Consider the following 11013-nt stretch of genomic DNA (forward strand, 5'->3'; position numbering starts at 1 on the left):
CCGGAAGTGGCGACTATTATGCGCGCCTTCGAATCTAGCCTCTACAAGGCGCAAACCCATGCTAGTACTGGGATTAGAAACCTCTTGCGACGAAACTGGTGTCGCACTTTACGACAGTGAACGCGGCCTGCTGGCCGACGCGCTGTTCAGCCAGATCGACCTGCATCGAGCCTATGGTGGCGTGGTGCCGGAGCTGGCTTCGCGCGATCACGTCAAGCGCATGCTGCCCCTGATTCGCCAGGTTCTGGCCGAGGCCGGCTGCGTGCCGACCGAGATCGATGCAATCGCCTACACCGCGGGTCCCGGGCTTGTCGGGGCGTTGCTGGTCGGCGCCTCATGCGCTCAGGCGCTGGCGTTTGCCTGGGACATTCCAGCCCTGGGGGTGCATCACATGGAAGGTCATTTGCTGGCGCCGATGCTGGAGGAGCACCCTCCGGAGTTTCCGTTCGTCGCTTTGTTGGTGTCGGGCGGGCATACCCAGCTGGTTCGGGTCGATGGGATCGGCCAATACCAGCTTTTGGGTGAGACGCTCGATGATGCCGCCGGCGAGGCTTTTGACAAGACGGCGAAGATGATGGGCCTGAATTATCCGGGCGGGCCGGAAATCGCTCGATTGGCGGAGCAGGGCGTGGCCGGACGTTTTGTCTTCCCGCGTCCGATGTGCGATCGCCCGGGTCTGGATTTCAGTTTCAGCGGCTTGAAAACCTTTGCTTTGAACACCTGGCAGCAATGCGTCAGCGCTGGGGACGACGGCGAGCAAACCCGTTGCGACATCTCGCTGGCCTTCCAGCAGGCAGTGGTGGAGACTTTGACCATCAAGTGCAAGCGGTCGCTGAAGCAGGCGGGTCTCAAGCGCCTGGTCATTGCTGGTGGCGTCAGTGCCAATAAGGCGCTGCGGGTTTCACTGGAGAAAATGCTCGGCGACATGAAGGGCGACGTTTACTACGCACGTCCGGAGTTCTGCACCGATAACGGCGCGATGATCGCTTTTGCCGGGTGTCAGCGTTTGCAGGCCGGGCAGCAGGAAAGTCTGGCGATCAGTGTGCAGGCGCGTTGGCCAATGGAGCAGTTGTCGCCGCTGTAGACGGTGGTTTTGATGAGCGCGGCCGATGAACCTGAGCCGCGCTCATCAGCAGAATTCAAAAATGCCGTTCGCGCCCGGCAAACAGGTCGCGTAGATTGCCGCGATGGCGCCAGACGATCAGTGCCGTCAGTGCGCTCATCGGCAGCAAGGCTGCAGGCTCTTGCCAGGCAAGCAGTGGCAGGGTCAGCGGTGTGGCGATCAAGGCGGCCAGTGAGCTGGTGCGGGTGAGGTAGAAGGTCAGTAGCCAGGCGCAAAGGGCCAGGAGGGCAGCCGGCGGGTACAGCCCCAGCAGCATCCCGGCAGCGGTGGCCACGCCTTTGCCGCCGCGAAAGCGAAAGTACAGCGGGAACAGGTGGCCGATGACGGCGCATAAGCCGACCCAGGCCTGTTGTTGCAGTGACAACCCTGCGAGGCCGGCGATCAGTACTGGCAGCAGGCCTTTGCAGAGATCGCCGAGCAACGTCAGGGTGGCGAGTTTTTTGCCCGCTACGCGCAGCATGTTGGTGGCGCCGGCATTACCCGAGCCACTCATTCGCGGATCGGGGCTACCGGTCAGGCGGCTGAGCAAAATGGCAAAGGACAGAGAGCCGAGCAGGTAGGCGAGGATCGCCAGTAACCAAAACATGCTAACTATTCCGGGCGAGGACGCCCTGATTCTAACGGCGCATTGCGCCCTTGTCGTGCTGCGGAGAAAAGTGCTTGGACAGAGTGTTTATCGAGGGCCTGGAAGTCGACACAGTGATAGGTGCCTACGACTGGGAGCGGGGTATCCGACAGTGCCTGCGTCTTGATCTGAGCTTTGCCTGGGATAATCGCCCGGCCGCCGCAGGAGACGACCTGACGCTGGCGCTGGACTATGCCAGTGTCTCCTCGCGTATTCAGGCGTTTGCCGAGCAGGCACAGTTCCAGCTCGTGGAAACCTTCGCCGAGCGTCTGGCCGAGGTGCTGATGAGCGAATTTCATATTCCCTGGCTGCACCTCAAGCTGACCAAGCCGGGTGCAGTGGCCGCCGCCACGGGTGTGGGCGTGGAGATCGAGCGCGGATGTCGCTAAACCAGGTGTTTCTAGGTCTCGGTAGCAATATCGAGCGCAACACCCACTTGCAGGCAGGACTGGATGCTCTGGCCGGTTTCCTTGTGGATATGCGCTGTTCCGCGGTGTTTGAAAGCCAGCCAGTGGGCATCAAGAGCGGTCCGTTCTTCAATCTGGTGGTGTCGGCCTACACCGACCTGCCGCTGATGGAGCTGGATCGCCGATTGAAATTCATCGAGGCGGACAACGGTCGTTATGCGCCGGATCGCAAGGGTTTGCCGCTGGATATCGACGTGTTGCTCTATGGCGATCTGGTGGGTAATTTCGACGGATTGATCCTTCCTCGCACCGAAATCCTGAAAAATGCCTTTGTGTTGTGGCCGTTGTCATTGATGGCGCCTGACAGGGTGCACCCGGGCGTAGGCAAGAGCTTTGCGGTTTTGTGGCGTGAGGCGCAGATTGATCAGGTCTTGGCGCCTGTGGCGTTTGAGTGGCGTGGGGTACAGCTGACTTCCTCGAGCCTGCTCTGAGCCGATAATTCTTCGTTGTATTTCGAATAGCCAAGATCGCAGCCTGCGGCAGCTCCTACAGGGGCCGGGTCTACACGATTGTGTAGGAGCTGCCGCAGGCTGCGATCTTTTGATCTGGCTTACTGCTGTTCCTTGTAAGCCACAAGCGCTTTCAGGCGTTCGCGTTTAAGGGCTTCGCCCAACTCCGGTCCTTTGAAGCCTTGCTCCAGCAGCGGCTGTACGGCCACGGTCCGCGCTGCGGTCGCTGCGCCGCGCAAATACTCCGCCTGTGGATAACTGCGCTGTTCGAAGCCTTTGCGGCCTCGGGCGTCCATTTCGCAGGCGACGACGAACTCTTCAAAACGTTGCGGCCGTCGATAGACATCAAAGCTTTGCAGTAACTCCAGCAAGGTCGAAGGCTTGAGCTCGAGGGCGCGATGTCCATGGGTGTGATATTGGCCGACCAGCAAGGCCAGTTCCGAACAGTCCCTGGGCGCTTTGAAGCGCTCATTGACCGCCTTGATCAGGCGCAATCCCTTTTGCTCGTGGGCAATATGTTGCGGCCACTGAGTCTCCGGGGTCAGTCCCTTGCCCAGGTCATGGAGCAGGCAGGCCCAGCGTACTGTCAGTGGTTGGGCATGCCTGGCCGTCTGTTCAAGGACACTCAAGGTATGTATGCCACTGTCGATTTCCGGGTGATGGGCTTCGGGTTGGGGCACACCGAACAGCGCATCAACTTCGGGAAGCAGGACCTTGAGTGCGCCGCAGTCACGCAGCACCTGGATGAACACCTGAGGCTGATCTTCCATCAAGGCGCGGGAGATTTCTTTCCAGCTGCGTTCCGCAGTCAGCGCCTCGAGTTCGCCTGATTCGCTGAGTTCACGCATCAACGCCAGGGTTTCGGGAGCGATGCTGAAGCCGAGCCCGGCGTAGCGTGCGGCGAAACGAGCGACGCGCAAAACCCTGAGGGGATCTTCGGCGAAAGCGGGGGAAACGTGGCGAAGTATGCGGGCATCAAGATCGCGCTGGCCATGATAGGGGTCGGTCAGTCGACCGTGCTCATCCTCGGCCATGGCATTGATCGTCAGGTCACGGCGGATCAAGTCTTCTTCAAGGGTGACTTCGGGGCTCGCGTGGAAAGTGAAGCCGCCATAGCCTCGACCACTCTTGCGTTCGGTCCGGGCGAGCGCGTACTCCTCGCCACTGCGCGGGTGCAGGAATACCGGGAAGTCGGCACCTACCGGACGAAAGCCCTTGGCGAGCATTTCTTCGGTACTGGCGCCGACCACGACCCAGTCGATATCGGTAACAGGCTTGCCCAGCAAGCGATCGCGCACTGCGCCACCGACTTTATAAATCTGCATAAAAAACCTCCGTTAGCTCGACAGGATAACCCTTGCGTCGAACTTTCGGAGGCCTTGGCTGGAATCAAAGGTGGATGACGGCCAGGTCCAGTCGGCCGTAATCCCCTTCGCTATGATCACCTCGTGGGGGGACGTGATGGGTTTTCACCACCTGGTCACCTTGCAGGGTTTCCAGGTGAATATCGAAGCCCCAGAGCCGGTGCAGGTGCTTGAGCACTTCATCGGTGGAATCTCCAAGGGGTTTGCGGTCGTGTTGTTGGTGCCGCAGGGTCAGCGAACGGTCTCCGCGCCGGTCGATGCTGTAGATCTGTATGTTGGGTTCACGATTGCCCAGGTTGTATTGCGCTGCCAGGGTTTCGCGAATAATCCGATAGCCGTCTTCGTCGTGGATCGCAGGAACCAGCAGATCCTCCTTCTGATCGTCATCGAGGATGCTGAACAGCTTCAGATCTCGGATCACCTTGGGTGACAGGTACTGCAGGATGAAGCTTTCGTCCTTGAAGCTGCTCATGGCGAACTTGATGCTGGACAACCAGTCAGTACCGGCGACGTCCGGAAACCAGCGGTAGTCTTCTTCCGTGGGCGTTTCGCACATCCGCCGGATATCGCGGTACATGGCAAAACCCAGGGTGTAGGGGTTGATCCCGTTGTAATAAGGGCTGTCGAAGCCGGGCTGGAACACCACGCTGGTATGGGAGGTCAGGAACTCCATCATGAAGCCGTCGGTCACCAGGCCTTCGTCGTACAGGTCGTTCATCAAGGTGTAGTGCCAGAAGGTTGCCCAGCCTTCGTTCATGACCTGAGTTTGCCGTTGTGGGTAAAAGTACTGCGCAATCTTGCGTACGATCCGCACGATTTCACGCTGCCAGGGCTCCAGCAATGGCGCGTGTTTTTCGATGAAATAAAGGATGTTTTCCTGGGGTTCGGCGGGGAACCGCGCATTGTCCTTGTCGCTGTATTTGTCCGCGCCCTTGGGAATGGTGCGCCACAGGTCGTTGATCTGCTTTTGCAGGTGCTCTTCGCGGTCTTTCTGCCGCCGCCGTTCTTCCTCCGCGGAGATCGGATAGGGGCGTTTGTAGCGGTCTACTCCGTAGTTCATCAGCGCGTGACAGGAATCCAGAAGGTCTTCTACCGCATCAATCCCGTGGCGTTCTTCGCATTGCATGATGTACTGCTTGGCGAACACCAGATAGTCGATGATCGAGCTGGCGTCGGTCCAGGTGCGAAACAGGTAATTGCCTTTGAAGAAGCTGTTGTGGCCATAGCAGGCATGGGCCACTACCAGCGCCTGCATGCAGATGGTGTTTTCCTCCATCAGATAGGCAATGCACGGGTCCGAATTGATCACAATTTCGTAGGCCAGCCCCATCTGGCCACGGGTGTAGGACTTTTCGGTACTGAGGAAGTGTTTGCCATAGGACCAATGGTGATAACCCAATGGCATGCCCACGGAGGCGTAGGCATCCATCATCTGCTCGGCGGTAATCACTTCGATCTGGTTGGGATAGGTATCCAGCGCATACCGAGCCGCGAGCCTGCTGATTTCGCGGTCGTAGGCCTGGATCAGCTCGAATGTCCATTCCGAGCCGGTGGATATGGGTAGGCGTTTCTGCTCTCTGGCGGTCATGTCACTAACCTGCGCTGGAAGAGTTCACGGAAGACCGGATAGATATCTCCGGCCGAGACCAATTGTTGCTGGGCGAAAGTGTCGGAAAAGGCTTCGGCGATCCGTTCGTACTCGAACCACAGGGCTTGGTGTTCGCGGGGGGTAATCTCCACATAAGTGTAGTACTGCACAAAGGGCATGATCTGGTTGATCAGGATGTCGCGGCAGATCGGTGAGTCATCGTTCCAGTTGTCACCGTCGGACGCCTGGGCGGCATAGATATTCCATTCGTTGCTCGGATAGCGTTCAGCCATGATTTCCTGCATCAACTTCAAGGCGCTGGAAACGATGGTGCCACCGGTTTCGCGGGAATAGAAAAACTCCTCCTCGTCGACTTCCCGGGCACTGGTGTGGTGGCGAATGAACACCACATCGATCTTGTCGTAGTTACGCTTGAGGAACAGGTACAGCAGGATGAAGAAACGCTTGGCGATGTCCTTGGTCGCCTGAGTCATGGAGCCGGAAACGTCCATCAGGCAGAACATCACCGCCTTGGAGCTGGGATTGGGTTGCTTGATCAGCAGGTTGTACTTGAGGTCGAAGGTATCGAGAAATGGCACGCGATGGATACGTGCAATCAATCGTTCGATTTCCGCCTCAATTTCCTGAATATCGCCGAAGTTATCCGGTTCTTCTCGTTTAAGGCGCAAGAGCTCGTCCCTGGCTTCGCGCAGTTTTGCCCGGCTGCTGCCGGACAGGGCGATCCGTCGGGCATGCGCCGAACGCAATGTGCGGATGATATTGATCCGCGACGGGTTGCCCTCGTTGCTGATCCCTGCTCGAACGGTTTTGAAGGTGTCGGTCCCGGTCAGGTTGCGTTTGACCAGGTTGGGCAGTTCGAGGTCTTCGAACATGAATTCGAGAAACTCTTCCTGAGTGATCTGGAAGACGAATTCGTCCATGCCTTCGCCGGAGTTGCCGGCCTTGCCTGGGCCGCGGCCGCCACCTCCGCCGGGTGGACGGGGGATATGTTCGCCGCTGGTGAATTCCTTGTTTCCAGGGTGAACCACGGTCTGTTTGCCGCCGCGACCATGATGAAGCACCGGCTCGTCGATATCGCGGCCGGGAATGCTGATTTGCTCGCCGTGCTCCATATCGGTGATGGAGCGACGACTGACGGCTTCTTCAACAGCTTTCTTGATGTGGTCACGGTAGCGCCGCAGAAACCGTTGGCGGTTCACCGTGCTCTTGTTCTTGCCATTGAGACGTCGGTCGATCACATAGCTCATGACTGCTCCTTAGAAGCTGCCCTGCAAGCGGTGAGCGGGTTTGTGGCAAGCCAACTTCCCGGAGGCGGCCATTGGGCCTCCTGAGCCGTTTGTACTGCCAGGACCTCGCTACCGACTTCTGACACCTTCCTGGAACCTGTGTACCAGAAAATCCTGGCACAGGCTCCGGGCTAACGACAACCGGTGCGACCGGTAGCGGGTTACTGTGATTTTCTGACCCGCAGGTACCACTCGGAGAGCAGTCGTACCTGTTTGTCGGTGTAGCCGCGCTCGACCATCCGTGTAACGAAGTCGTTGTGCTTTTGCTGGTCCTCTTTGCTGGCCTTGGCGTTGAAGCTGATAACCGGCAGCAGATCCTCGGTGTTCGAGAACATTTTCTTCTCGATGACCACCCGCAGTTTTTCGTAGCTGAGCCAGGTCGGGTTTTTGCCATTGTTGTTAGCCCGTGCGCGCAACACGAAGTTGACGATTTCGTTGCGGAAATCTTTCGGATTGCTGATGCCGGCCGGTTTCTCGATTTTCTCCAGCTCTTCGTTCAGCGCCACGCGGTTAAGGATTTCGCCGGTTTCCGGATCGCGGTATTCCTGATCCTGAATCCAGAAGTCTGCGTAGAGCACGTAACGGTCGAAGATGTTCTGACCGTACTCGCTGTAGGACTCGAGGTAGGCGGTCTGGATTTCCTTGCCGATGAACTCGATATAGCGCGGTGCCAGGTACTCTTTCAGGAAGCGCAGGTAGCGTTCACGGGTTTCCGCCTGGAACTGTTCCTGTTCGATCTGTTGCTCCAGTACATAGAGCAGATGCACCGGGTTGGCAGCGATCTCATGGGGGTCGAAGTTGAAGACTTTCGACAGGATCTTGAACGCAAACCGGGTCGACAGACCATTCATGCCCTCATCGACACCGGCATTGTCACGGTATTCCTGGATCGATTTGGCTTTCGGATCGGTGTCCTTGAGATTCTCGCCGTCGTACACGCGCATTTTCGAGTAGATATTCGAGTTCTCCGGCTCTTTCAGGCGCGAGAGTACGGTGAACTGTGCAAGCATCTTCAGGGTGTCGGGCGCGCAATGAGCCTTGGCCAGCGAACTGTTGAACAGCAGTTTGTCGTAGATCTTCACTTCGTCGCTGACCCGCAGGCAGTACGGCACTTTGACGATGTAGATCCGGTCGATGAAGGCTTCATTGTTCTTGTTGTTACGGAAGGTGTGCCATTCCGATTCGTTTGAGTGGGCCAGCAAGATCCCGGTGAATGGAATGGCCCCCAGACCTTCGGTACTGTTGTAGTTGCCTTCCTGGGTTGCCGTCAGCAATGGGTGCAGCACCTTGATCGGTGCCTTGAACATTTCGACGAATTCCATCAGGCCCTGGTTGGACCGGCACAGGGCGCCCGAGTAGCTGTAGGCGTCTGCGTCGTTCTGCGGGTACTCTTCCAGCTTGCGGATATCGACCTTGCCCACCAGGGCAGAAATATCCTGGTTGTTTTCATCCCCGGGCTCAGTCTTGGCGACCGCGATCTGATTGAGGATCGATGGGTAGAGTTTGACCACCCGGAACTGGCTGATGTCACCGCCAAACTCGGCCAGGCGCTTGGTGGCCCAGGGCGACATGATGGTGCTCAGGTAGCGCCGCGGAATACCGAAGTCTTCTTCAAGGATCTGGCCATCTTCCGTGGCGTTGAATAACCCGAGAGGTGACTCGAAAACCGGTGAACCCTTAATGGCGTAAAAGGGCACTTTCTCTATCAGCTGTTTCAGCTTCTCGGCCAGGGACGACTTACCGCCGCCCACCGGACCGAGCAGATAGAGGATCTGTTTCTTCTCCTCCAGGCCTTGAGCCGCATGGCGGAAGTAGGAAACGATCTGATCGATGCATTCCTCCATGCCATGGAAGTCTTCAAAGGCCGGGTAGCGACGGATCACCTTGTTGGAAAAGATTCGCGACAGACGCGAGTTGGCAGAGGTATCCAGCAGCTCAGGCTCGCCGATTGCCAGTAGCAGGCGTTCGGCTGCGGAGGCGTAAGCGCTGCGATCCGTTTTGCACAGCTCCAGATACTCCTGCAGCGAGAGTTCTTCCTGGCGTGTGGACTCGAAACGTTGTTGGAAGTGGCTAAAAATACTCATGACGTCACCTCGCTCGATACGTGGAGCCGACGCCGGATCAGATCAGTCAAGTGCTGGCATGCAACTGAAATCCAGTTGCTGTTTACCCCCCAGAACACTTTCAAAGCAATCTACCTTGAAAGCTAGTACCGATGACCCGCACGCCGGTGTACCGGCTCTCCCCTGTTTTGGATGGCCTGAGGCTAAGGATAGTTCGGAATCGGAGAGATCAAGGCGCAATGCGCAATTAGTTACCACTGACCGTTCGTCAGCCACCGCGCTAGCCCGCGGGGGGCGTGGGCTAGAGCGTTAGAAAAAATTATTCGGAAACGCCTTGCGCGGTTTCCGACGGATAAATCGTACGCCATAGCTCAAAGCCGCCGTCGAGGCTGTAGACGTCGGAAAAGCCCTGGCTGATCAGATAGGCCGCGGCGCTTTGGCTGGAGTTGCCGTGGTAGCAGACCACCACCAATGGCGCATCCAGGTCGGCGTTGCGGATAAAGTCAGGAATGGAATGGTTATCCAGGTGTTGCGAGCCGCTGATGTGATTGACGGCATACGTCTGCGGGTCACGAATGTCGACCACGACTGCACCCTGTTCACGCAAGGCTTGGGCTTGTTCAGGGGGGATGCGTTTGAATTCGCTCATGGCGGGCTCCTGTGGCCTGGCTGAAAGCGCCGTTCAGCGCTTCGCGGTGGCCGGCAATTGTTCGGGGGTAGTGTGGGCGACGTGTGGATTGACGTGGCCCAAGGCATCGCACTTGCACTGCAAGCGTTCACCGGTGTCGATGTTCAGCAGCGTCAGGGCGCCGCCCCAGACACAGCCGGTGTCGAGGGCAAAGATGCCCGGTTCGTTGCATCGACCTTCAAGGGATGCCCAGTGGCCAAAGACGATCTTCAGGCCCTTGGTCTTGCGCTCCTTGTGGCGAAACCAGGGGGCGTAACCGGGTGGCGCGCTATCCGGGCCTTCCTTGCCCTTGAGGTCAAGTTTGCCTTCGCTGGTGCAGAAGCGCATGCGAGTGAAATAGTTGGTGATCATTCGCAAGCGGGCAGCGCCTTTGAGGTCGTTGTCCCATTTCACCGGCTCGTTGCCGTACATGCCATCCAGATAAGGTGCGAAGAGGATGTCGTCATGCAGGGCCTCTTCGACTTCCGCCGCGCATTTCAACGCTTTGCGCAGTGACCACTGAGGCGGTATGCCGGCATGGACCAGCACCATGTCGCGCTGTTCGTCGTAGTGCATGAGTTTTTGCTGGCGCAACCACTCGAGCAGCTCGCCGCGATCAGGTGCTTCGAGTATCTCGCGCAGGGTGTCGGCTTTCTTCAGGCGCTCGATATTTTGTCCGACGGCCAGCAGGTGCAGGTCGTGGTTGCCCAGCACGCACACCAGCGATTCGCGGATGCTGTAAAGAAAACGCAGGGTTTCCAGCGACTGCGGGCCGCGGTTGACCAGGTCGCCGACCAGCCAGAGGCGGTCCCTGGCGGGATCGAAGGCGACACGTTTGAGCAGGCATTGCAGTGGTTCAAGGCAGCCTTGCAGGTCGCCGACGGCGTACACCGCCATTAGTGCAGGGCTCCGGGCACCGCGAGGCGAAATGGCGCGATGATAGCGTCGAAGTGTTTACCATCTTCGGCGAGCATCTGGTAACTGCCCTGCATGGTGCCTACGCGGCTGGTCATCACCGTCCCGCTGGTGTAGGTATGGCTTTCGCCAACCCCGATCAACGGTTGCTGACCGACCACGCCCGCACCACGGACTTCCTCGACGTGCCCATCGCCATCGGTAATCACCCAATGCCGAGAGAGCAACTTGGCCGGCAGCTGGCCATTGTTCTGGACGGTAATGGTGTAGGCGAAGGCAAAGCGATCTTGCTCGGGTAGCGATTGTTCTACCAGAAAGCGGGTGACGACGCTGACGTCGACCTGATAACGAGGATCGGACATGCAAAAGGCCTTAAAAGCAAAGCGGAACGCGGGACATAACTGATGAGATCAGTCTAGGCCAAGTATCGGGTAGTAAACCAGAC

General features: G+C 58.1%; 11 protein-coding genes. 3 read left to right on the top strand and 8 right to left on the bottom strand.

Annotated elements, in window-relative coordinates:
- The first annotated feature begins 58 nt into the window (after positions 1–58).
- The gene (tsaD, locus tag F8N85_RS07990; protein ID WP_150803100.1) at positions 59–1084 is read left to right on the top strand and encodes a tRNA (adenosine(37)-N6)-threonylcarbamoyltransferase complex transferase subunit TsaD; all 1026 of its coding nucleotides are present in this window, start codon (positions 59–61) and stop codon (positions 1082–1084) included.
- Between the two features lie 55 nt (positions 1085–1139).
- On the opposite strand, the gene plsY is transcribed toward tsaD, so the two are convergent.
- Entirely contained in the window at positions 1140–1709 is a 570-nt protein-coding gene (gene plsY, locus F8N85_RS07995) for a glycerol-3-phosphate 1-O-acyltransferase PlsY (protein ID WP_150803101.1), read from the bottom strand.
- A 74-nt stretch (positions 1710–1783) separates the two neighbouring features.
- Between plsY and folB the strand changes: the two genes are divergently transcribed.
- Complete coding sequence (gene folB, locus F8N85_RS08000) at positions 1784–2137, top strand: dihydroneopterin aldolase (RefSeq protein WP_150803102.1); 354 nt, start codon at positions 1784–1786, stop codon at positions 2135–2137.
- Positions 2128–2646: a 2-amino-4-hydroxy-6-hydroxymethyldihydropteridine diphosphokinase gene (folK, locus tag F8N85_RS08005; RefSeq protein ID WP_150803103.1), complete on the top strand. Its 519-nt coding sequence runs from the start codon at positions 2128–2130 to the stop codon at positions 2644–2646. Before folB ends, folK begins: the two co-directional genes overlap by 10 nt.
- Positions 2647–2765: 119 nt before the next feature.
- On the opposite strand, the gene F8N85_RS08010 is transcribed toward folK, so the two are convergent.
- The 7 genes from F8N85_RS08010 to apaG form a co-directional block, all read right to left on the bottom strand.
- A complete protein-coding gene (locus F8N85_RS08010) occupies positions 2766–3989 on the bottom strand; it encodes a multifunctional CCA addition/repair protein (protein ID WP_150803104.1) in 1224 nt (407 codons plus the stop codon).
- Between the two features lie 64 nt (positions 3990–4053).
- Positions 4054–5616, bottom strand: coding sequence for a SpoVR family protein (locus F8N85_RS08015; RefSeq protein WP_150803105.1), 1563 nt, complete (start codon positions 5614–5616; stop codon positions 4054–4056).
- On the bottom strand, positions 5613–6884 hold the full coding sequence (locus F8N85_RS08020) for a YeaH/YhbH family protein (RefSeq protein WP_150803106.1): 1272 nt from the start codon (positions 6882–6884) through the stop codon (positions 5613–5615). Before F8N85_RS08020 ends, F8N85_RS08015 begins: the two co-directional genes overlap by 4 nt.
- A gap of 200 nt (positions 6885–7084) precedes the next feature.
- Complete coding sequence (locus F8N85_RS08025) at positions 7085–9007, bottom strand: PrkA family serine protein kinase (protein WP_150640385.1); 1923 nt, start codon at positions 9005–9007, stop codon at positions 7085–7087.
- 298 nt (positions 9008–9305) lie between these two features.
- Positions 9306–9635 carry a thiosulfate sulfurtransferase GlpE gene (gene glpE, locus F8N85_RS08030; RefSeq protein ID WP_150803107.1) on the bottom strand — a complete coding sequence of 110 codons (330 nt, stop codon included), beginning with the start codon at positions 9633–9635 and terminating at the stop codon, positions 9306–9308.
- A 33-nt stretch (positions 9636–9668) separates the two neighbouring features.
- A complete protein-coding gene (locus F8N85_RS08035; protein ID WP_150803108.1) occupies positions 9669–10550 on the bottom strand; it encodes a symmetrical bis(5'-nucleosyl)-tetraphosphatase in 882 nt (293 codons plus the stop codon).
- Positions 10550–10930: a Co2+/Mg2+ efflux protein ApaG gene (gene apaG, locus F8N85_RS08040; RefSeq protein WP_150803109.1), complete on the bottom strand. Its 381-nt coding sequence runs from the start codon at positions 10928–10930 to the stop codon at positions 10550–10552. Before apaG ends, F8N85_RS08035 begins: the two co-directional genes overlap by 1 nt.
- Positions 10931–11013 lie beyond the last annotated feature (83 nt).

This window comes from Pseudomonas fluorescens (genome assembly GCF_902497875.1).
Lineage (GTDB): Bacteria > Pseudomonadota > Gammaproteobacteria > Pseudomonadales > Pseudomonadaceae > Aquipseudomonas > Aquipseudomonas fluorescens_BR.

What these genes read in the sequence shown, in the direction of transcription:
- folK (WP_150803103.1), top strand. Translation starts at nt 2,128, where the DNA reads ATGTCGCTAAACCAGGTGTTTCTAGGTCTCGGTAGCAATATCGAGCGC.
- F8N85_RS08025 (WP_150640385.1), bottom strand. Translation starts at nt 9,007, where the DNA reads ATGAGTATTTTTAGCCACTTCCAACAACGTTTCGAGTCCACACGCCAG.
- F8N85_RS08015 (WP_150803105.1), bottom strand. Translation starts at nt 5,616, where the DNA reads ATGACCGCCAGAGAGCAGAAACGCCTACCCATATCCACCGGCTCGGAA.
- plsY (WP_150803101.1), bottom strand. Translation starts at nt 1,709, where the DNA reads ATGTTTTGGTTACTGGCGATCCTCGCCTACCTGCTCGGCTCTCTGTCC.
- tsaD (WP_150803100.1), top strand. Translation starts at nt 59, where the DNA reads ATGCTAGTACTGGGATTAGAAACCTCTTGCGACGAAACTGGTGTCGCA.
- apaG (WP_150803109.1), bottom strand. Translation starts at nt 10,930, where the DNA reads ATGTCCGATCCTCGTTATCAGGTCGACGTCAGCGTCGTCACCCGCTTT.
- F8N85_RS08010 (WP_150803104.1), bottom strand. Translation starts at nt 3,989, where the DNA reads ATGCAGATTTATAAAGTCGGTGGCGCAGTGCGCGATCGCTTGCTGGGC.
- F8N85_RS08020 (WP_150803106.1), bottom strand. Translation starts at nt 6,884, where the DNA reads ATGAGCTATGTGATCGACCGACGTCTCAATGGCAAGAACAAGAGCACG.
- glpE (WP_150803107.1), bottom strand. Translation starts at nt 9,635, where the DNA reads ATGAGCGAATTCAAACGCATCCCCCCTGAACAAGCCCAAGCCTTGCGT.
- F8N85_RS08035 (WP_150803108.1), bottom strand. Translation starts at nt 10,550, where the DNA reads ATGGCGGTGTACGCCGTCGGCGACCTGCAAGGCTGCCTTGAACCACTG.